Origin of the sequence: Arthrobacter sp. NPDC092385, assembly GCF_044755105.1 — a bacterium.
Lineage (GTDB): Bacteria > Actinomycetota > Actinomycetes > Actinomycetales > Micrococcaceae > Arthrobacter_D.
On sequence record NZ_JBIVQL010000001.1, the window covers coordinates 192,992 to 212,343 of the forward strand.

Here is a 19,352-nt window from a genome sequence, read left to right on the forward strand (position 1 = left end):
CCTGGAGTATGTGCATGAACACCACGACCACCGCCCCGCAGACCCTGGACCTGGGCGGCGCCTGGAACCTCGCCTGGACGGCGGGGCCGGACTCTTCGCCGTCGTACGCGACGTCCGGTGGGTCCATCCCGGCCACCGTTCCCGGTCAGGTCCATACCGACCTGCTGGCCGCCGGACTGCTGGAGGACCCGGATGTGGGGCTGCGGGAGTCGGAGCAGATGTGGATCGGCCACTCGCAGTGGACCTACTCGCGGCGCTTCGAGTGGAACGCGCTCCTCCCGGGCGACCGCATCGAACTCGTGGCGGACGGGCTCGATACCTTCGCCACCGTTCGCCTGAACGGACATGAGGTGGCCGTCACCTCGGACCAGCACATCGGATACCGCTGGAACGTGGCGAACCTGCTGGTCGACGGCGAGAACAGCCTGGAGATCACGTTCGGCTCCGCCTGGGACGCTGCCCACGAGTGCGAGGCGCAGGTCGGCGAGCTGCCCCGCCCCTATGACGAGCCGTACCCCTTCGTGCGCAAGAGCGCCTGCAACTTCGGTTGGGACTGGGGGCCGCACTATGTCACCGCCGGCATCTGGCAGCCCATCCGCCTCGAGGCCTGGTCCGGCGCCCGCATCGATTCGATCCGTCCCGACGTCGTGCTCGATGGTGCCACCGCGCGCATCAGCGTGTCCGTCGGGATCGACCGCTCCGGGCCGGCCAGGGATCTGTCCATCAGCGCGGTCCTCACCGCACCCGACGGCAGCGAAGCTGCCCGATCGGAGGTCCCGGTCGGTTCCGACGACGCCGTCCTCGCCCTGGAGGTCGCGGATGCGGACCTGTGGTGGCCCGTGGGTCTCGGGGCCCAGCCGCTGTACGGACTGTCCGTCGAGATCCGGGACGACGGCGGGACGCTGTCCTCGGGCGAGCGGCGCATCGGCCTGCGCACCGTGCTGGTCGAGGAGGAGCCCGACACGATCGGCACCACCTGGGCCCTGGTGGTCAACGGCCGCAGGGTCCGCGTGCGTGGTTACAACTGGATCCCGGACGATCCCTTCATCGCGGAGGTCACCGAGGAACGGCTCGGACAGCGCCTCGACCAGGCCGTCGGTGGCGGGGCCAACCTGCTGCGGGTGTGGGGTGGGGGGTACTTCTCCACGGAGGAGTTCATGGCCGGGTGTGACGAGCGCGGCCTCATGGTGTGGCATGACTTCCTGTTCGCGTGTGCGGCGTACGACGAGTCGGACGCGATGATCGAGGCAGTGACCACGGAGGCCGAGCAGGCCGTGGCGCGCCTGGCCTCGCACCCGAGCCTCGTGATCTGGTGCGGTGGCAACGAATGCGTCTGGGGCATGTACGACTGGGGCTGGCCCGAGATCCTCGAGGGGCGCACGTACGGTGCCGCCTTCTACACCGAGGTGCTCCCGGGCGTCATCAACCGCCTCGACCCCTCGCGCCCCTACGTACCCAACAGCCCATGGTCCGGGTCCCTCGACAAGCACCCGAACAGCCGCGACTCCGGACCCGTGCACATCTGGGAGGTCTGGAACAACGTGGACTTCGTCCACTACCGCGACGTCGATCCGCCCTTCGTCTCCGAGATGGGCTGGTGCGCGCCGCCCGCATGGTCCACGCTGCGCCGAGTCGTCACGGAGGGTGAGCTGGTCCCGGACAATCCCCAGGTGGCCCACCACATGCGGGCAGCGGACGGCATGGAGAAGCTCGCGAGGGGCCTGGCGCCCTACTTCGGCGAGCCGCAGGCCGCGGAGGACTGGCATTACCTCACCCAGATGGTGCAGGCGCGGTCGCAGGCCGCCGGAGCAGAATGGCTGCGGACGAGGGAGCGGTGCGCCGGCGTGGTCATCTGGCAGCTGAACGACTGCTGGCCCGTGCTCAGCTGGTCCGCCGTGGACGGCGACGGCATCGAGAAGCCCGTCTGGTACGCGCTCCGGCGATCCTTCGCCGACCGTCTGCTGGCGGTCGTCCCCGTGACAGCCGGTGGAACCGCGGATCCCACCGGGCCGGACGGGCTCGAAGTGGTCCTCGTGAATGACGGCCTGTTCCCGTGGGCGGCCGACGTCGTCGTCCGCCGGCTTGCGCTGGACGGGACGGAAGTCGCCCGTGAGACCGTCCATCTGGCCGTGGAGCCGGACGGCACCGCGCGTGCCGTGCTTCCCGCCGGACTCACCGCCGTCAGCGACCGGGAGTTCCTCGTGGCCGACGCCGACGGGCTCCGCTCCACCTGGTTCTTCGTGCCGGACACGGCTCTCGCCCCGACCGAACCGCGCTTCTCCGCTCGTGCCGCCACCGAGGACGGCGTGCTCCGCGTCACCGTCGAGGCCCACGCCCTGCTCCGCGACCTCTGCGTCTTCGCGGACCGCCTGGCGGACCTGCTCGGCGTCGCCGCACCGGAGCTGGCCGTCGACGACATGATGCTCACCATCCTGCCGGGGGAAACCGCCGTCTTCACCATCGGCAGGCGCGACGGCTCTCCGCTCTCCGCTCCCGCAGACCTCTCGCAGGCCGAGCTGTTCCCCGTGGTGCGGTGCATCGGTGACAGTGCCGTGCAGGTCCCGGTGGGATCGACCGGGGCTGCAGGGAACCGGTCGGCATGATCGCCGGCATCGAAACCGGTGGAACGAAGGTCATCTGTGCCGTCGCCGACCCCCGTGATCCCGGGACGCTCGTGGACCGGGTGCGGATCGACACCACGACACCGGAGCGGACCCTCGGCGACATCCGGAACTTCCTGGCGCCATACGCGGCCACCGGCGGGTTCGATGCGGTCGGTATCGCATCCTTCGGCCCCGTGGAGGTCGATTCCGCGTCGCCCCGGTACGGCTGGATCACCTCCACGCCGAAGCCCGGCTGGCGCAACACGGATCTGGTCTCCGGCCTCGGCCTGGCGGAGGGGACGCCGGTCCGCCTCGTGACCGATGTGACGGGTGCTGCCCTCGGTGAGCACCGGTTCGGTGCCGGTCGCGGCGTCGACGACCTCGCCTACGTCACGGTCGGCACGGGGATCGGCGCCGGCATCGTGGTGAACGGAGCTCCCTTCACCCTCCGGAGCCACCCCGAACTGGGCCACCTCGTGATCCGCCGGCATCCGGACGACTCCTTCGCGGGAGTGTGTCCCTTCCACGGGGACTGCCTCGAAGGCCTCGCGTCCGGGCCCTCGGTCGAGGCCCGGTGGGGCAGGCCGGGCACCGACCTCGGCCCCCTGCGCGGGGGCGCCGTCGAGCTGTCCGCCTACTACATCGCGCAGTTGCTCGCCACGGTCACGTATGCGGCCGCACCCCAGCGGATCGTCGTCGGCGGGGGAGTGCTGAAGACACCGGGACTGCTCGATGCCGTCCGTCAGCAGCTCGCGCTGCTGGTGGGCGGAGCGCTCGCCGGCCACCCCCTCATGGACACGGGCAGCGGCTACGTGGTGCGGCCCGAGCTGGGCGATGAGTCGGGGGTGCGAGGGGCACTGTCCCTGGCTCGTGATGCGTCGCCGCTGGGCGTGGTGGTGGCGACGGCGGGCTAGTCCGCGCGCCGGCCATCGGTGGCGTGATGCGCTCGGCCCAACGCGGTGCTGGCCCTCGCCACGAGTTCGCTCGCGGGCATCGAGCGAGTGTGGATGGTCCCGGAATCGAGCACGGCGAGCAGTAGCTCGGCCGCGACCCGCCCCTGCATGCCGGGGTTCCGCGACAGGGCGGTGACCGTCGGCGAGGCGAGCTGGCAGTGCAGGGAGTCGTCCCAGCTCACGATCGCGACGTCCTCCGGGCAGCGCAATCCGACCTCGCGGAGTGCGAGCAGGCCGCCCATGGACATGAGGTCGTTGCCGAAGACCACGGCGGTGATGGGGTGGTCGGCGGGAGCTCGAAGGAGGGACAGGACGGCGCGGTGACCGGCCTCGAGGGCGTAGTTCGCCTCGTACTGCGTCACATGCATCCCATACCCGGCGCCGCGCTCCCGGACGCCCCTGACGCGCTCCTCCTCGTGCAGGAACGTCCGGGGTCCCGAGACGTGCGCGATGCGACGGTGCCCGCCTGCGTGGAGGTGGTCGACGATGGTGGCGGCGTCCACCGCGTGGTCCGTCGTCGTGCCGGAGAAGGTGGCGGGCAGGTCCGATGCCGGAGCGCCGTGCAACACGAACGGCAGGCCCAGCCGGTCCAGCAGCGCGGGGCGGGGGTCGTCGTGCAGGTGATCGAAGACCAGGACGCCGTCCACCTTCCGCTCCCCGGCCCAGCGCTCGTAGGTCCTCCGCTCCTGCGCCGGATCCTTGCCCACCATCCGCAGCATCAGGGCCATGTCGCGTTCGGCGAGGGCGGTCTCGATGCCGGTGAGCAGACCCATGTAGTACGGTTCGGTGCCGATCAGGACCGGGTCCGCGGAGACGACCATGCCGACGACCCCTGCCCGTGCCCGCGAGAGGGCCCTGGCGGAGGAGCTCGGGTACCACTCGAGTTCCTCGGCGAGATCCAGGACACGACGACGGGTCAGCTCGCTGACACCCGGCTGGCCGTTGAGGGCATAGGAGACGGATGCCTTCGAAATGCCCAGCCTCTTCGCCAGACCCGCAATGGTTTCCTTGGCCATGGTCTACAGAATAGCCCCAGGAATTGCTTGACCGACCTCCGCCTATCCCCTACGTTCGACGTAGTACCTGAACCGGTTCAGTAGACCCCCACTTTCTCAGCGAGGAGAATTTCCGTGACGTATTCACTCCAGCTCTACACACTGCGGACAGCGATAGGGGAGGATCTCCCGGGCACCATCAAGCGTGTTGCGGGGCTGGGCTACACCGCGGTCGAGCCGTACAACTTCGTCGCCACCGCGGACGAGTTGGCCGAGGCGCTGGAGGCCAACGACCTCACCGCCCCCTCCGGCCACGCGCCCCTCCTCCGTGCCGACCAGGACGAGATCTTCGAGGCCGCGCGCAAGCTCGGCATCGGCACGGTGATCGACCCCCACGTCGAGCGCTCCCACTGGACCTCGGAGGAGGACATCAAGGCGACCGCGGAAGCGCTCAACGCGGCAGCGAAGAAGGGCGCCGAGTACGGCATCACGGTCGGTTACCACAACCACGAATTCGAGTTGGAGGAGCGCATCGACGGAGTCTCCGGGCTCGAGGTCCTCGCCGGCTACCTCGATCCCGAGGTGGTCCTCGAGGTGGACACGTACTGGGCGGCCGTGGGTGGCGAGGACCCCGCGGAACTGCTCCGGCGCCTCGGCAGCCGGGTTCGCTTCGTCCACATCAAGGACGGCCCGCTCACCAAGGACGACAAGGAGCAGGTGGCGGTCGGATCGGGCCGGATGCGCGTCTGGGACGTGCTCGACGCCGTTCCCGGTCTCGAAGCCGCCGTCGTGGAACTCGACGATTTCGACGGCGATATCTTCACCGCCGTCGCCGACAGCCTGGCCTACCTGAACGAGGGAAAGAAATGAGCACGGACGAACTGCGCAGCGGTCCCGTCGGAATCGCCGTCATCGGCGCGGGAGTCATCAGCAAGGAATACCTGACGAACCTCACCAGCTTCCCCGACGTGAAGGTGCACATCGTCGCCGACATGTTCGAGGAGGTCGCAGCAGCCCGGGCCGCCGAGTTCGGCATCCCGGCTTCGGGTGGCGTCCAGGACGCCCTGGATCATCCCGACGTCGAGATCGTGGTGAACCTGACGATCCCCGCCGCCCACGTGGAGGTGGCCACCGCTGCGGTCGGCGCAGGCAAGCATGTCTGGAGCGAGAAGCCCTTCTCCCTGGACCGTGAGAGCGGCATCGGTCTCCTGAAGACTGCCGATGCCGCCGGTCTCCGCCTCGGCTGCGCGCCGGACACGTTCCTCGGTGCGGGCCTGCAGACTGCACTGCGCCTCGTGGCACGCGGCGACATCGGGGTGCCCCTGACGGCCCTGACCCTCATGCAGTCACCGGGCCCGGAGTCCTGGCACCCGAATCCCGCGTTCCTGTTCCAGGAGGGCGCCGGCCCGCTGTTCGACATCGGCCCGTACTACCTGACGACGCTCGTCCAGACGTTCGGCGCCATCACGAAGGTCGCGGGCTTCGGCTCGAAGTCCCGCGAGACCCGGACCATCGGATCGGGTCCGAAGGCAGGGGAGGTCTTCGACGTCACCGTCCCGTCGCATGTCAGCGCGATCGCCCAGTTCGCGAACGGCGAGTCCTCGCAGAGCATCTTCAGCTTCGACTCACCGCTCAAGCGTGCCGGGTTCGTCGAGGTGACGGGGACCGAGGGAACGCTTGCCTTCCCCGATCCGAACAACTTCACCGGCGACCTGATGCTCACGCGGCGCGGCTCCGACGAGGCCGAGGTGATTCCGGCCGTCGGCGCCACGTCGACGCGCGGCAGTGGGGTGCTCGAGATGGCACGGGCCCTGCGCGAGGGCCGTCCGCACCGAGCCCAGGGCGAGATGGCGTACCACGTGCTCGACGCCATGGTCTCGATCTCGGAAAGCATCGAGACGGGAGAATTCGTCTCGCTCTCCAGCACGGCGACCGCTGCCGAGCCACTGCCCGAGGACTGGGACCCGCACGCCTCGACCCTCGCCTGACCCCGACGGGCGCCGCGGGTACGGTTCGCGGCGCCCACCGTCCGGTTCCTCCTGATCCGACGACGCCCGCCTCGGCCGTCGTCCGAACCCTCGGGCGAGCCCGGCACCCGCCACACCACGAACGGAAGCCCCGATGACCTTTCACCCTGCTGATGACCGCTACGACTCGATGCCGTACCGCCGCGTGGGCAGGAGCGGGTTGCAGCTGCCCGCCGTCTCCCTCGGCCTGTGGCACAACTTCGGGGACGACAAGTCCTTCGATGTGCAGCGGGACATCCTCCGCCGGGCCTTCGACCTCGGGGTCACCCACTTCGATCTCGCGAACAACTACGGTCCGCCCGCGGGCAGTGCCGAGACGAACTTCGGGCGGCACCTGAAGGACGATTTCCGGCCGTTCCGGGACGAACTGGTGATCTCCACGAAGGCCGGGTACGGCATGTGGCCGGGCCCGTACGGGGAGTGGGGGTCGCGGAAGTACCTGCTGGCGAGCCTTGACCAGTCGCTGGAGCGGATGGGCCTGGACTATGTGGACATCTTCTACAGCCACCGCCCGGACCCGGATACCCCGCTCGAGGAGACCATGGGGGCCCTGGATACGGCCGTCCGGTCGGGGCGGGCGCTCTACGCCGGGATCTCGTCCTACTCGCCGGAGCGGACCCTCGAAGCCGCGGCGATCCTGGCGGACCTGGGCACTCCGCTGCTGATCCACCAGCCGTCGTATTCAATGCTGAACCGGTGGACGGAGAACGGGGAGCCGAACCTGTACCAGGCTCTGGAGTCGGTGGGTGCGGGCTCGATCGCGTTCTCGCCGCTCGCGCAGGGGCTGCTGACCCGCAAGTACCTCCACGGCATCCCGGAGGATTCACGCGCGGCGGCGGACAAGTCCCTTGATGCGGGTCAGCTGAACGAGGAGAACCTGCGGCGGATCCGGGGCCTGCACGCGATCGCGGAGGGCCGGGGGCAGAGCCTGGCGCAGCTGGCGATCGCGTGGGTGTTGCGGGACCAGGTGAAGGGGACGCCGGTGACGTCGGCGCTGATCGGTGCCTCGAGTGTGGGTCAGCTCGAGGACAGCGTGGCGGCCGTGCGGAACCTGTCCTTCACGTCCGGGGAGCTGCACGCCATCGACGAGTTCGCCGTCGAATCCGACATCAACCTCTGGGCCGCAGCCCTCGAGGCCTAGCGGCAGAGATCATGAGCCCGCTGAAGAACGTGCCACCCGCAGTGCGGACACGTGCGGTACAGACCAGGGCGACGCGCGGAAGGAAGACCGTGGACCGGCAGACCAGCACAAGCGGGGACGATCGGCTCAGCACCGAGGACCGGCAGTGGCGCCGGCTCCTGCCCGGCCAGCGCTCCCGGCTCATGGTGTTCGACGTCGTCGCCCGCTCCTCCACGTGCATCTTCGAGACCGAGGACTTCGTCATCGAGGCGCCGAACTGGACACCTGACGGCCAGTGGCTGGTCTTCAACTGCGACGGGCTGCTGTATCGCACAGCTCCGGAGGAGGACAGCCAGCCGCGCGTCGTGTTCACGGGAGCCGTGACGGACTCGAACAACGATCACGTCATCTCCGCCGACGGCCGTTTCCTCTACCTCTCCTCGCAGGACGGCCACCTCTACGAGGTGCCACTGGAGGGTGGCGAGGCCCGGCGCGTCACAGGGCCCGACGACGGACTCGAGGCGCGGTACCTGCACGGCATCTCGCCCGACGGCGGCACCCTCGTCCACATCGGCCGCCGCCAGAAGAATGGGACGGCGGCCTTCAACATCTACGCCGTCCGCGTCGATGACGGCGCAACACGCCAACTCACGGACTCGGACCGACCTCATGACGGCGTCGAGTACAGCCCGGACGGCCGCTGGCTCTACTTCAACTCGGAACGCGGCGCAGAGCGTCCCAGGCACTCGCAGCTGTTCCGTATGCGGACCGATGGCACGGGCGTGGAGCAGCTGACGTCCGATGAACGCGTGAACTGGTTCCCGCATCCAGCGCCTGACGGCTCCGCCCTGGTGTACCTCAGCTATCCACCGGGCGTGCAGGGCCACCCCGCCAACGAAAGGGTGCTACTGCGTGTCGCCGATGCGGACGGGCAGAATGCCAGGGACGCGGTCGAGCTCCTCGGCGGCCAGGGCACGCTGAACGTGAACAGCTGGGCGCCCGACAGCCGGCGCTTCGCCTACGTGGACTACCCGAGGGAGGGGACGTGAGGATCCTCGCGGCGGATGTCATCGTCACCAGTCCGAGCCGGAACTTCGTCACCCTGAAGATCACCACCGACGAGGGGCTCACCGGGCTGGGTGATGCCACCCTGAACGGCCGCGAGCTGGCTGTCGCGTCCTACCTGACGGAACACGTGACGCAGCTGCTGATCGGCCGGGACCCGCACCGCATCGAGGACACCTGGCAGTTCCTCTATCGCAGCGCCTACTGGCGCAGGGGGCCTGTCACGATGGCGGCGATCGCCGCCGTCGACATGGCGCTGTGGGATATCAAGGGCAAGGCTGCCGGCATGCCCGTCTACCAGCTGCTCGGCGGAGCCTCCAGAACGGCCCTGCGGACCTACGGACACGCGTCGGGCCGGGATCTGCCGGAGCTGTTCGACTCGATCCGGCAGCACCTGGAGGAGGGCTACAAGTCCATCCGCGTGCAGACCTCGGTGCCGGGCATCACGTCCCTCTACGGCGTCGCAGCGCAGGCGCAGGCCACGGGGGAGCGGTACGACTTCGAGCCCGCCGGGCGCGGCGCGCAGCCGACCGAGGAGGACTGGGACAGCCGCGCCTACCTGCGGCACATTCCCACGGTCTTCGAAGCGGTCCGCAACGAGTTCGGCCCCGAACTGCCGCTGTTGCACGACGGCCACCACCGCATGACGCCGATCCAGGCCGCGAAGCTCGGCAAGTCCCTGGAACCGTATGACCTGTTCTGGCTCGAGGACGTGACGCCGGCGGAGAACCAGGATGCGTTCCGGCTGATCCGGCAGCACACCACCACCCCGCTGGCCGTCGGGGAGATCTTCAACACCGTCTTCGACTTCCAGGCCCTGATCCGCGACCAGCTCATCGACTACGTGCGGGCCGCCTCGACGCACTTCGGCGGGATCTCACCGCTGAAGAAGGTCATGGACTACGCCGCCCAGTACCAGATCAAGTCCGGCTTCCACGGTCCCACCGACGTCTCCCCGGTCGGCCTCGCAGCCCAGGCCCACGTGGGCTTGGCGATCCACAACTTCGGCATCCAGGAGTACATGGAGCACAGCGCCAGGACCAACACCGTCTTCGAGCAGTCCATGACCTTCGCCGACGGCTACCTGCACCCCGGCGATGCTCCTGGCCTCGGCGTCGAACTGAACGAGGAAGCGGCGGCGTCCTTCCCCTACCAGCAGGCCTACCTGCCCTACAATCGCCTCTCCGACGGCACCGTCCACGACTGGTGATGGCGTGTGGCAGGGATGCCGACAGAGCACTGGCGTAGGCTGGAAGCCTGCGGACACGTTTCGCGCCACTTCAGGCGCCGTTCGCGAGGAGGCGGAATTGGTACAGCGCATGGCAGACCCCACGTACAGGGCCCAGCAGTGGGAACAGCGTTACGACCCCCAGATCGAGGACGTGAACCGGCTGTGCGACACGCTGGCCGAGTCCAAGCCAGGATCGGCGGTGCCGTACATCGATCCGATCCATGACGTCGACGGCTGCAAGATCGTGAGCCTCTTCTCGAACCCGGGAGCATCGCTGCCCTCCGGATTCGTCTCGTTCGAGAACGACGACGTGAGCTCGATCCGGATGGCGGGCATCTATGAGGCAGTGGGGCTGCGTCCCGATGCGTTCATGCCGTGGAACGCCTACCCGTGGTACCTGCCGGAAGGCAAGGAGCGGGCCCTGACCATGGACCAGATCGCCGACGGCGTCAAGCCGCTGCTCACGTTCCTGCAGCAGGTCCCGAGGGCCTCGGCGCTCGTGGCACACGGTGCTGACGCCCACAAGGCTGCTCGTCGGCTCATGAAGCTCGAGAACCGCGCCATCGCCAAGCGCGGATTCAAGATCTACGAAGTCCGATCCCCCGGGGAGCGGGCCTTCAAGGGCACGCCCGCCAACCAGGAGCTGTGGCTGAAGGACATCCAGTCCGCCTATACGGATGCGATGGGCAGGGCGGGTATCCGCGCCCGCCAGTCCATCTAGCCGGAGTGCGAAGGATCAGTGTGCCCGCCCGGGCCTGCTGATCCGCCCCCGGGTGCCGGAACGACGGCCGAGGGTGCGTCGGGCTGACGACGGCGGAGGAATCGACCCCGTCCGGACGCTCGAGGAGCGGGTTGGACGTCCCGGACGCTCGGGGGTCGGTCAGGCCCGTCCGGTCGCTGCACGGAGCGGTTCTTCGCCCGGTACCGGACCGTCCGATGCACGCCCGAGCGCCAGGCCGCGAAGGGTTGCAGAGATGTCCTCGAGGGACTGCTGGACCCACACGAAGGCCTCCTGGTCCATCCCCTGGGCCTCCGGGGCCGGGGTGCACGAGCGGTGGGCCAGGGCCAGGCGCGCGACGGTCCCCTCGAGGGTGTCGAGCAGCTCGTCCGTTTCGGCGGCGAGCCGGTCGGCTACGGCGCCGGCGCCCTGCGCGTCACGGCCGCCGGGCATCACGAGGAGCGTGGTCCGCGGCAGCACGGACGTTTCGCTGGGCGTCGTCGTAGACGGGCGCGGTGTACTCATTGATCCGAGACCTCTTCTGAGTCAAGATGGCGCCCTGAAAGTCCCCGCGGGCAAGAAGCATTGACAACCACAGTCTGCCACCAGCCGGCGGTCTTCCCCGCCGATCCTGACGCAAGAATTCCGAAAGTTACTGCCCGGTACGTCGACCTCGGCGCGTCCCGGCCCGGTCACCCCGAAGCATCAAGCGTTCCGCTCCTGCTCCCGCTTGCTGGTGAGGTACGTCGACCCGTCCGGGTTGCGCACCACCGTCCACTGCTGCAGTTCCTCCTGGCGCAGCCGCTGCGCCTCGTCGTCGCGGTAGACGATCGGGCCGGAGGTGCTGCCACGCTGAGCCGGCCCGAAGAACATGCGCAACCTTCCGGTGGCGGTCATGAAGCGCGCCGACAACGGTTCCTTCTTGCTCACAGCTGCTCTCTTCCTGGGCTGGTCCATCTGTCCTTCGGGGGTCATCCCACGTCCCTGCTGTTGTTGGAGGGCAGCAACGAGGTTCCCGTCGCACGAATGATCCCGTGCATGGCCTCATTCAGGGCTTCCACCTGCTCGCGTGTGAGCCCGAGCCGCTCCATCATGGTCACCGGTACCTCGCGCGCCTTCGAGCGAAGGTCGCGACCGGCTGCCGTGAGCGTCACGGCGAGCGCCCTCTCATTGCCGGGGACACGGGTGCGCGTGAGCAGGCCCAGGGCCTCGAGGCGCTTGAGCATCGGCGAGAGGGTCGCCGACTCCATCGCAAGGGCCTGGCCGAGGCTGCGGACCGTGCGCGGGCTCTCCTCCCAGAGTGCGAGCATCACCAGATACTGCGGATGGGTCAGGTTCAGCTTCTCGAGGACGGGCCGGTATGCGCCCACCACGCTTCTCGAGGCGACCGACAGGGCGAAGCAGAGCTGCCTCTCGAGCAGGAGGTCGTTGTCGTGCGAGGTGTCCATGATTCCTTCGTGCCGAAATGTTAGCCCAGCAACTATTAGTGTACTCAATCGGCGTACCGGGTGACCATCCCGTCCGTAGCGCGTTCACCGATCAGCACCAAGCCCGACGCCCGCATCTCGTACGCATAGCTCTCGCCCCTGCCGAGCACGGGGAGCTCGCGCTGCCCGGGCTGGGGACTGCCGGAGCCCGGTTCCCCGACAGGACGGCAGAGCGAGATGGTGCCGTCCTCGTAGGACAGCCCCGAGACCACGGCGGAGCGACTGGCAGGCTCGACAAAGGCGAAGTAGCCGATGGCGCGCCTCGGCAGGACTGTCGGCTCGGACGGCAGCCCGCCCGTCGTATTGGCGAAGGCGACGGCTTCGCACACGCTGAGTGCGCGGTCCTGTCCCCGGGCGGCTTTCGCCGGCGGTGGTGCCGCGTCCCCGCGGGGCATCAGGTTCGCTGCGAGGATGAGCAGCGCGGTGACCCCGGTGGCGACGTAGATCCGACGGCGACGCGGCGTGGCCGACGCCGGGGGAGCGGTATCGGTACCGGCGACGGCAGAGGCCCCCGAGGACGCGCCGGGGAACGCCCCGGAAGCAGCATCGGAAGCCGAGCCCGATGCTGCACCGTGCGAGGTGCGCGGGGGCGCGTCGCGAACCCCGAGGTCGACGATCTCGACCTGCCGGCGGGTGTCGTCAGCGCCGTCCCGATGAGCCATGCGACCAGCGTAAGGCCCTCGCGGAGGGGCCCGGGAAGTGTCGGTGGCGGCCGGTACCGTTGACGGAAAGCCGCTACCACGAAGGGTCGCATGCTCCAGGCCAGTTCCCTGCTCCAAATCAGTCGCATCTACGTCGAACCGGCCGCAGCCGAGCTCCCGCGGGGCAAGGAGATCCTCGCGCGGTGGCCGGACGCCGACGTCGTCGAAGTGGCAAGCCACTGGCGTATCCCGGAGCTCAGCGGAGACGAGGCGAACGTGCGCCGCTGGGTCCGGATCAAGACCGAGGCCCTCGTCGTCGGCGTCAAGAAGTCCCTCACCGCGAAGCCCAACGGCAGGTCCGCGGACTTCATCGCACCGTCCACGGCGAACGGCTGCGCCATGGCGTGCGCGTACTGCTACGTCCCCCGCCACAAGGGATACAGCAATCCCATCACGGTGTTCGCCAACATCGACCAGATCAGCGGCTACCTCGAGCGGCACGTAGCCCGCCAGGGCATCAAGCTGGAGCCCAACCAGTGTGACGACCACGCGTGGGTGTACGACATCGGGGAGAACAGCGACTGTTCGGTGGACGCGCTCGTCAGCGACAACGTGCGCGACCTCGTGGACCTCTACCGGGAGCTCCCCACGGCGAAGCTCTCCTTCGCCACGAAGTACGTGAACCGGGACATGCTGTCGTGGGACCCGCAGGAGCGCACCCGTATCCGCTTCTCCCTGATGCCCGAGAAGCTCGCCCGCACCGTGGACGTGCGCACCACTCCGGTCGCCGAGCGCATCGCTGCCATCAACGACTTCGTGGAGGCGGGCTACGAGGTGCACGTGAACTTCTCCCCGGTGATCGTCACCCCCGGCTGGCAGGACGACTGGCGCGAGCTGTTCGGCCGGCTCGACGCCGCGCTGTCGCCCGCAGCCAAGCAGCAGCTCGCCGCGGAGGTCATCTTCCTGACGCACAACCAGCAGCTGCACGAGGTCAACCTCGGATGGCATCCGCAGGCAGAGGAGATCCTCTGGCGGCCGGACCTCCAGGAGAGCAAGCAGTCCCAGAACGGTTTCGCGAACGTGCGCTACATCGCCTACGAGAAACGGGGGTACCTCGATGAGTTCCTTCGCCTCGCCGCAAGCGGAATGCCCTACTGCCGGATCCGCTACGCCTTCTAGCCCGTCCGCGTTCGGGCGGCGCCGGAGCGACGGTACATTGATGACGTGGTCTCAACCCCTGCGCGCCTTGTCATGGCGTTTTTGCTCCTGTCCCTCTGTGCCTGCACCATCAATCCCCGCGCGGTGGCGTGCGAGGAGATCGACGGCCGGAACCTCGCTCCCGCCGACGGCACCCTGATGGGGGTGAACCTCGAGTGGGGGAGGGAGACCCTCGCCGAGTACTCGGACAAGCTCGGGGAGCGTCCTGCCGTCGCGGTGTCCTTCGCGGACTTCCCGTTCGATGAGGATGATCCTGGCCTGATCGAGTCGGCCGTGGATCAGCTGCGGCAGGAAGGTGGAATGCTCCTGCTGACGCTCGAACCGGAGGAAGGGCTGGCTGCGGTCACCGAGGACCATGCGGCCGAGCTGGCCGGGATGCTTGCAGGCTTCAACGCCGGCGGGGTGCCGGTCATCGTGCGGTTCGCCCACGAGATGAACGGCTCGTGGTACCGCTGGGGCCAGCAGCCCGACGAGTACATCGCCGCCTTCCGTCGGGTGGCCGACGCCGTGCACCGGGATGCGCCGGGGTCGGCGATGATGTGGGCCCCGAACTACGGGGGCGGCTATCCTTTCGCCGGCGGTGCCTTCGAGACCCTGCCCGGCGCGTCCGGTTTCGTGCCCCTGGACACGAACGGTGACGGCGTGCTGACATCGTTCGATGATCCTTATGCGCCGTACTACCCGGGCGACGACGCTGTCGACTGGGTGGGCATGTCGCTCTACCACTGGGGTGGCACCTACCCGTGGGGCGAGAGCGAGATGCCGGAGGACGGCAAGTTCATCGACCAGCTGACAGGGAACTACGACGGCACGAACGGGGACGACTCCATGCTGCCTGACTTCTACGCCGAGTACGCCGCACGTCACGGAAAGCCCGTGGCCATCCCGGAAACGGCATCCCTGGTGGTCGATGGTGTCGGTGACCTGCGGAGCCTCAACATCAAGCGCGCCTGGTGGGAGCAGGTCTTCGACCCGGCCGTGCACGAGAAGTTCCCCCAGCTGCGGATGGTCAACTGGTTCGAGTGGAACAAGGCGGAACCGGAAGTGGGCGCCGCCGTCGACTGGACCGTCATGGAGGACCCGGCGGTCCGCGCCGAGTTCTCGGCCGCGCTGCCCGAGTGGTACCGCTTCGCCGAGGAACCGGACGAGTGCGGGGAGCAGATCTTCTGATGACGGACCACCAGCAGGGCCAGGAGTTGTACCTCGCGCCGGACCTGCCGCGCCCCGTCATCATGGACCAGTCCTGGCTGGACGCGGTGTTCCTGCACTGGAGGATCGACCCGGCAGCGGTGGCCGGCTTCATGCCACCCGGCGTCGTACCGGACGAGGTGGATGGTTCGTCCTGGGTCGGGCTGATCGGTTTCCGCATGGTGGGGGCAGGGCTGGGCAGGGGACTGCCCCTGCCGTACTTCGGTTCGTTCGCCGAGATCAACGTCCGGCTCTACTCGCGGGGTCCTGATGGCACCCGGGGGGTCGTCTTCGTGACCCTCGACGCCTCGCGCCTCGCTGTCGTGCTCGCCGCGCGCGCCGGCGGCATTCCGTACGTGTGGTCGAAGTGCTCGCCGATCCGCCGGGGCGAGGGCGCGCAGCGCGAGTACGGGTACGACGTCGTCCGGTACCGCAGGCAGGCCACCTCCCGTTTCGCTGTCCGGCCGCAGGGGGACAGGACGGCGGAGGACACGCTGTCGCTCGAGCTCACCGCGCGCTTCGGGCTGCACAGCACACTGGCCGGCCGCACGCTCTACATCCCGAACACGCACGCCCCGTGGCCGCTCCACCCGGCCACGCTCACGGAGTTCGACGACGGACTGCTGGGGGCGGCAGGGTTGCGGGTCGAGGGGCCTCCGGAGTCGGTGCTCTACTCCCCGGGGGTGCAGACGCAGTTCGGGAAGCCGCGCGTCGTGTCCTGCTAGTGGCCGCCCGTGGAGGGGGCTACCCGAGCGCGATGCCCGAGGGGCGGATGCTCAGCGTCTCGATCGCCGACTCCCGCGTCGCGTCCACGGCGAGCCGGACGGCCTTGGCGACCTGGTCCGGCTGGATCCATGCCTCGGGCCGGTAGTCCCTGCCCTCCCACGCGTGCAGTTCCTCCTGCATGTCGGTGGCGACCCTGCCGGGGTGGATGGAGCTGACGCGCACGCCGTGCTGCCGCTCCTCCTCCCGCAGCGCATCCGTGAGGGCCCGCAGCGCGAACTTCGTGCCACTGTAGACCGCCGAGCCGGCACCCGAGGTGTAGCCCGAACCGCTGTTGATCGCGATGACCTGGCCGTGGGCGGCACGGAGCGCCGGCAGCAGGGCCCGTGTCAGGGACGCGACGGCGAAGACGTTGACCTCGAAGCTCTCACGCCACGCGTCGTCGGACAGGTCGGCGATCGGCCCCATCCGGAGCACGCCTGCCGAGTGGATCAGGACGTCGAGGCGGGGGATCCCGGCGACGGCGGCGGCCACCTGGCCGGCATCGCGCAGCTCAGCCGCGAAGGGCTCCGCGGACGGGAACGACGACGACAGTTCCGCCAGCGCGGTGAGGTCGCGGCCGCCGAGCAGCAGGTGATGCGTGGAGCCGAGCTCGTCGGCGATGGCGCGGCCGATCCCGCGGGAGGCGCCGGTGATCAGGGCAACGGGGGTGGAGGACATGTCCTCACCCTAGCAATGCGCCGCTCGTCGGCGAGCGTCACGAAGAGCCGGGAGGAGTGCTTCCCGTTGACAATGTCGTCCGCGTCACACACACTCGCTGAACAACAAATGTTCACCTAAGGGCAACTTTCGTGGGCGCAACGGCACGAAAGGCCCTTGATGACGGACGTTCACCTGACGGAGGAGGACGTGGTGCGTGCAGCAGCCGCCCTCGTCGATGCCTTCCGCGCCACGGACACCGAGGCGTACTTCGCCTGTTTCGCCGAGGAGGCGACCTTCGTCTTCCACACAGAAGGCCGCAGGCTCGAGTCCAGGGGCGCCTACGAGCGGCTGTGGGCGACCTGGCGCGAGGAGGGCTGGCGGGTGGCCGATTGCTCCAGCAGCGATCCCCGGGTGCAGCTGCTCGGGGACGTGGCGGTCTTCACCCACTCCGTCAGCACGACCACCTCGGTCGCCGGGGTGCGGGAGACGACGCAGGAGCGCGAGACGATCGTCTTCCGCCGCTCCGGCAGTACCCTCCTCGCGGTCCACGAACACCTCAGCCCTGCGCCCGACGACCTACCGGAAGCAAGTGCACCATGACGACAGTGAAGCCTCCCACCTCCAGCTCCGCCTACCGGCGCCTGTCCGACCACCTCGACAGCAATTCCGACGGTTATGGTCCCCTGCGGGGCTCGCTCGGCACTGCGCGCATGGGCATGATCTGGCTGGCAGCGAACCTGGTGGTGACCACGCTCCTCACGGGGACGCTGTTCGTCCCGGGCATCAGCTGGCCGCTCGCCGTCGGCATGATCGTGCTGGGAACCCTCATCGGAGGGTCGGTGCTGGTGCTCGTGGGCAACATGGGCACCCGCACGGGACTCGCGACCATGTCCCTGACGAAAGGGTCCTTCGGGCTGAGGGGTTCCTTCCTGCCCGTCGCCGCGAACGTCATCACGCTGATGGGATGGAGCTGGGTCCAGGCGATGCTCGCCGGCGTGACGGTGAACTTCCTCGTCGAGCAGGCCACCGGATTCTCGAGTCCGGTCCTGTTCTCGGTGCTGTGCCAGCTGCTGGTGGTGTGCCTGGCGATCTTCGGCCATACGGGGATCGCCCGCGTGGAGCCCTGGCTCGCCCTCGTGATCCTCGCCTTCATGGCCTACATCTTCGTCACCGCGTTCCTCGCCTACAGCCCGGCGGACATCGCGTCCATCCCGCAGGACACGGCATCGGGCTGGACGGCCGTCACGGCGCTCGACGTCGTGATCGCGACGGCGATCTCCTGGACCGTGCTCTCCGCGGAATTCAACCGCCTCGCCCGGACGCAGTCCGCGGGGATGATCGGCTCGGGGATCGGGTACATGCTCTCCACCGTGCTCGCCATGACGCTCGGCGCCACGGCCATCGGCTACGTGGTGCTCGACGGCGGCGAGGCCGTGGCGTTCGATCCCACCGTGATCGTCGCCTCCTTCGGCGCCCCGCTCGCCGTCGTGATCTTCCTGTCCGTCATGGCCACCAACACCATGGTGGTGTACGGAATGGTCGCGTCCGTCGTCAACATGGTGCCCTCCCGGCGAGTCACGTTCCTGCCGACCGCGATCGTCCTCGGTGCCATCTCGATCCTCGGCTCGACGTGGCTTGCGCTCCTGAACCAGTTCACGGCCTTCCTGACCGTGATCGGCGCGCTCTTCATCCCCGTCTTCGCCATCATGATCGTGGACTACTACCTCGTGCGCTCACGTCACTACGGCCGGGACATCCTGCTGGGTAGGGGCGGCGAGTACTGGTACCGCGGCGGAGTGAACGTGGCCGCGGTCCTGGTCTGGCTCATCGGAGCCGGCGCGTCACTCCTTCTGACCTACGTCCTCCCCAGTCCGGTCGGCGCGACCATCCCGACCTTCGTGCTCTCTGCCGCGTTGTACTTCGCGTGGGCGGGGGCGACACGACGCATCGACCGGAAGAAGCGCCCGCATGTCCACCTCCTGGATCTTCCGGAGGAGCACGGGAACCATGCGGATCGTTGATCTGTCCCAGCCCATCCTGACGGGGATGCAGGTCTACCCGGGTGACCCGGAGGTCGTCCTGACGACCGTGGCGACGATCGCGGAGGACGGCTACCAGGTGGCCTCGCTCCACGCGGGGTCCCACACCGGGACGCACATCGATGCACCGCTCCACTCGATCGCCGGGGGGCAGGCCGTCGACGGCATCGACCTCGCCCGTCTCGTCGGTCCGGCGCGGATCGTGCGGTGCACCGGACTGGCTCCGCACGACGTCATCACCTGGGCGTCCGTGGCGCCCCAGCTGCAGGACCTGGAGGGCCACGCGATGGTGCTGTTCGAGACAGGATGGTCGGCCTGGTTCGGCGGACCGCGCTACCTCGAGCACCCGGTGCTGGCGCCGGAGCTGGCCGAGCGGATCCTGGCAGCGGGCATCACCATGGTCGGCGTCGACACCCTCAATCCCGATTCGACCCTGCGCAACGACGGACTGCTGCCGTTCCATACGGCACTGCTCGGGGCCGGCGGGGTCATCATCGAGAATCTGGCCAATCTCTCTGCCGTGACCTGGGATCGGCCCGTCATCTCGGCGCTCCCACTCGCACTCTCCGGCGCGGACGGCGCTCCCGTCCGCGCCGTCGCGATGCAGCTGCCCGAGCGCTAGGCCCGCCGGGCGCCCGCACT

The 19,352-nt window shown here is 68.8% G+C and carries 20 protein-coding genes; 14 read left to right on the top strand and 6 right to left on the bottom strand.

The window, feature by feature from the left end:
• Positions 1-14 precede the first annotated feature (14 nt).
• Both ACIQCY_RS00955 and ACIQCY_RS00960 read left to right on the top strand, forming a co-directional pair.
• Positions 15-2,603, top strand: coding sequence for a glycoside hydrolase family 2 protein (locus ACIQCY_RS00955; RefSeq protein WP_400482015.1), 2,589 nt, complete (start codon positions 15-17; stop codon positions 2,601-2,603).
• Complete coding sequence (locus ACIQCY_RS00960; protein ID WP_400482016.1) at positions 2,600-3,517, top strand: ROK family protein; 918 nt, start codon at positions 2,600-2,602, stop codon at positions 3,515-3,517. The genes ACIQCY_RS00955 and ACIQCY_RS00960 overlap by 4 nt, the downstream gene beginning before the upstream one ends.
• Here ACIQCY_RS00960 and ACIQCY_RS00965 read toward each other — a convergent pair.
• Positions 3,514-4,572: a LacI family DNA-binding transcriptional regulator gene (locus ACIQCY_RS00965; protein WP_400482017.1), complete on the bottom strand. Its 1,059-nt coding sequence runs from the start codon at positions 4,570-4,572 to the stop codon at positions 3,514-3,516. The genes ACIQCY_RS00960 and ACIQCY_RS00965 overlap by 4 nt on opposite strands.
• 114 nt (positions 4,573-4,686) lie before the next feature.
• Between ACIQCY_RS00965 and ACIQCY_RS00970 the strand changes: the two genes are divergently transcribed.
• The 6 genes from ACIQCY_RS00970 (at position 4,687) to ACIQCY_RS00995 (ending at position 10,715) form a co-directional block, all read left to right on the top strand.
• Complete coding sequence (locus ACIQCY_RS00970; RefSeq protein WP_400482018.1) at positions 4,687-5,421, top strand: sugar phosphate isomerase/epimerase family protein; 735 nt, start codon at positions 4,687-4,689, stop codon at positions 5,419-5,421.
• Positions 5,418-6,539: a Gfo/Idh/MocA family protein gene (locus ACIQCY_RS00975; protein ID WP_400482019.1), complete on the top strand. Its 1,122-nt coding sequence runs from the start codon at positions 5,418-5,420 to the stop codon at positions 6,537-6,539. The genes ACIQCY_RS00970 and ACIQCY_RS00975 overlap by 4 nt, the downstream gene beginning before the upstream one ends.
• A gap of 133 nt (positions 6,540-6,672) precedes the next feature.
• On the top strand, positions 6,673-7,719 hold the full coding sequence (gene mgrA / locus ACIQCY_RS00980) for an L-glyceraldehyde 3-phosphate reductase (protein WP_400482020.1): 1,047 nt from the start codon (positions 6,673-6,675) through the stop codon (positions 7,717-7,719).
• Positions 7,720-7,808: 89 nt separating this feature from the next.
• Entirely contained in the window at positions 7,809-8,747 is a 939-nt protein-coding gene (locus tag ACIQCY_RS00985) for a biopolymer transporter Tol (RefSeq protein ID WP_400482021.1), read from the top strand.
• Positions 8,744-9,973, top strand: coding sequence for a D-mannonate dehydratase ManD (gene manD, locus ACIQCY_RS00990; protein WP_400482022.1), 1,230 nt, complete (start codon positions 8,744-8,746; stop codon positions 9,971-9,973). The genes ACIQCY_RS00985 and manD overlap by 4 nt, the downstream gene beginning before the upstream one ends.
• A 109-nt stretch (positions 9,974-10,082) precedes the next feature.
• Positions 10,083-10,715 (top strand): uracil-DNA glycosylase, encoded by a 633-nt coding sequence (locus ACIQCY_RS00995; RefSeq protein WP_400482023.1) that lies wholly within the window; start codon positions 10,083-10,085, stop codon positions 10,713-10,715.
• A gap of 159 nt (positions 10,716-10,874) precedes the next feature.
• Here ACIQCY_RS00995 and ACIQCY_RS01000 read toward each other — a convergent pair whose 3' ends face one another.
• The 4 genes from ACIQCY_RS01000 to ACIQCY_RS01015 all read right to left on the bottom strand — a co-directional run bounded on the left by ACIQCY_RS01000 (position 10,875) and on the right by ACIQCY_RS01015 (position 12,861).
• Positions 10,875-11,237, bottom strand: coding sequence for a hypothetical protein (locus ACIQCY_RS01000; RefSeq protein ID WP_400482024.1), 363 nt, complete (start codon positions 11,235-11,237; stop codon positions 10,875-10,877).
• A gap of 180 nt (positions 11,238-11,417) precedes the next feature.
• Positions 11,418-11,642: a hypothetical protein gene (locus ACIQCY_RS01005; protein WP_400482025.1), complete on the bottom strand. Its 225-nt coding sequence runs from the start codon at positions 11,640-11,642 to the stop codon at positions 11,418-11,420.
• Positions 11,643-11,683: 41 nt separating this feature from the next.
• Positions 11,684-12,160, bottom strand: a complete 477-nt coding sequence (locus tag ACIQCY_RS01010; RefSeq protein WP_400482026.1) for a MarR family winged helix-turn-helix transcriptional regulator — start codon at positions 12,158-12,160, stop codon at positions 11,684-11,686.
• Between the two features lie 44 nt (positions 12,161-12,204).
• A complete protein-coding gene (locus tag ACIQCY_RS01015) occupies positions 12,205-12,861 on the bottom strand; it encodes a hypothetical protein (protein ID WP_400482027.1) in 657 nt (218 codons plus the stop codon).
• Positions 12,862-12,951: 90 nt separating this feature from the next.
• Here ACIQCY_RS01015 and ACIQCY_RS01020 point away from each other — a divergent pair, with 90 nt between their 5' ends.
• From ACIQCY_RS01020 to ACIQCY_RS01030, 3 genes are read left to right on the top strand one after another with little or no spacing between them, the layout of a single operon-like run.
• Positions 12,952-14,019 (top strand): spore photoproduct lyase family protein, encoded by a 1,068-nt coding sequence (locus ACIQCY_RS01020; protein ID WP_400482028.1) that lies wholly within the window; start codon positions 12,952-12,954, stop codon positions 14,017-14,019.
• Between the two features lie 45 nt (positions 14,020-14,064).
• Positions 14,065-15,228 (top strand): glycoside hydrolase family 26 protein, encoded by a 1,164-nt coding sequence (locus tag ACIQCY_RS01025; protein WP_400482029.1) that lies wholly within the window; start codon positions 14,065-14,067, stop codon positions 15,226-15,228.
• The gene (locus tag ACIQCY_RS01030; RefSeq protein WP_400482030.1) at positions 15,228-15,971 is read left to right on the top strand and encodes a YqjF family protein; all 744 of its coding nucleotides are present in this window, start codon (positions 15,228-15,230) and stop codon (positions 15,969-15,971) included. Before ACIQCY_RS01025 ends, ACIQCY_RS01030 begins: the two co-directional genes overlap by 1 nt.
• A 19-nt stretch (positions 15,972-15,990) precedes the next feature.
• Here the strand turns inward: ACIQCY_RS01030 and ACIQCY_RS01035 are convergent, their stop codons facing one another.
• Positions 15,991-16,689: an SDR family oxidoreductase gene (locus tag ACIQCY_RS01035; protein ID WP_400482031.1), complete on the bottom strand. Its 699-nt coding sequence runs from the start codon at positions 16,687-16,689 to the stop codon at positions 15,991-15,993.
• 159 nt (positions 16,690-16,848) lie between these two features.
• On the opposite strand from ACIQCY_RS01035, the gene ACIQCY_RS01040 reads away from it, so the two are divergent.
• Genes ACIQCY_RS01040 through ACIQCY_RS01050 form a run of 3 tightly spaced genes read left to right on the top strand, consistent with a single transcriptional unit; the run spans position 16,849 to position 19,332 of the window.
• Positions 16,849-17,271 carry a YybH family protein gene (locus ACIQCY_RS01040; protein WP_400482032.1) on the top strand — a complete coding sequence of 141 codons (423 nt, stop codon included), beginning with the start codon at positions 16,849-16,851 and terminating at the stop codon, positions 17,269-17,271.
• The gene (locus tag ACIQCY_RS01045; protein WP_400482033.1) at positions 17,268-18,692 is read left to right on the top strand and encodes a purine-cytosine permease family protein; all 1,425 of its coding nucleotides are present in this window, start codon (positions 17,268-17,270) and stop codon (positions 18,690-18,692) included. Before ACIQCY_RS01040 ends, ACIQCY_RS01045 begins: the two co-directional genes overlap by 4 nt.
• On the top strand, positions 18,679-19,332 hold the full coding sequence (locus ACIQCY_RS01050; protein WP_400482034.1) for a cyclase family protein: 654 nt from the start codon (positions 18,679-18,681) through the stop codon (positions 19,330-19,332). The genes ACIQCY_RS01045 and ACIQCY_RS01050 overlap by 14 nt, the downstream gene beginning before the upstream one ends.
• The last annotated feature ends 20 nt before the right edge of the window (positions 19,333-19,352 follow it).

Excerpts from the sequence above, each read along its gene's own strand:
- ACIQCY_RS01020 (WP_400482028.1), top strand. The coding sequence starts at position 12,952 with ATGCTCCAGGCCAGTTCCCTGCTCCAAATCAGTCGCATCTACGTCGAA.
- ACIQCY_RS00955 (WP_400482015.1), top strand. The coding sequence starts at position 15 with ATGAACACCACGACCACCGCCCCGCAGACCCTGGACCTGGGCGGCGCC.
- ACIQCY_RS00965 (WP_400482017.1), bottom strand. The coding sequence starts at position 4,572 with ATGGCCAAGGAAACCATTGCGGGTCTGGCGAAGAGGCTGGGCATTTCG.
- ACIQCY_RS00960 (WP_400482016.1), top strand. The coding sequence starts at position 2,600 with ATGATCGCCGGCATCGAAACCGGTGGAACGAAGGTCATCTGTGCCGTC.
- ACIQCY_RS00995 (WP_400482023.1), top strand. The coding sequence starts at position 10,083 with ATGGCAGACCCCACGTACAGGGCCCAGCAGTGGGAACAGCGTTACGAC.
- ACIQCY_RS01045 (WP_400482033.1), top strand. The coding sequence starts at position 17,268 with ATGACGACAGTGAAGCCTCCCACCTCCAGCTCCGCCTACCGGCGCCTG.
- ACIQCY_RS01035 (WP_400482031.1), bottom strand. The coding sequence starts at position 16,689 with ATGTCCTCCACCCCCGTTGCCCTGATCACCGGCGCCTCCCGCGGGATC.
- ACIQCY_RS01030 (WP_400482030.1), top strand. The coding sequence starts at position 15,228 with ATGACGGACCACCAGCAGGGCCAGGAGTTGTACCTCGCGCCGGACCTG.
- ACIQCY_RS01000 (WP_400482024.1), bottom strand. The coding sequence starts at position 11,237 with ATGAGTACACCGCGCCCGTCTACGACGACGCCCAGCGAAACGTCCGTG.
- ACIQCY_RS01040 (WP_400482032.1), top strand. The coding sequence starts at position 16,849 with ATGACGGACGTTCACCTGACGGAGGAGGACGTGGTGCGTGCAGCAGCC.
- mgrA (WP_400482020.1), top strand. The coding sequence starts at position 6,673 with ATGACCTTTCACCCTGCTGATGACCGCTACGACTCGATGCCGTACCGC.
- ACIQCY_RS01050 (WP_400482034.1), top strand. The coding sequence starts at position 18,679 with ATGCGGATCGTTGATCTGTCCCAGCCCATCCTGACGGGGATGCAGGTC.
- ACIQCY_RS01015 (WP_400482027.1), bottom strand. The coding sequence starts at position 12,861 with ATGGCTCATCGGGACGGCGCTGACGACACCCGCCGGCAGGTCGAGATC.
- ACIQCY_RS01010 (WP_400482026.1), bottom strand. The coding sequence starts at position 12,160 with ATGGACACCTCGCACGACAACGACCTCCTGCTCGAGAGGCAGCTCTGC.
- ACIQCY_RS00975 (WP_400482019.1), top strand. The coding sequence starts at position 5,418 with ATGAGCACGGACGAACTGCGCAGCGGTCCCGTCGGAATCGCCGTCATC.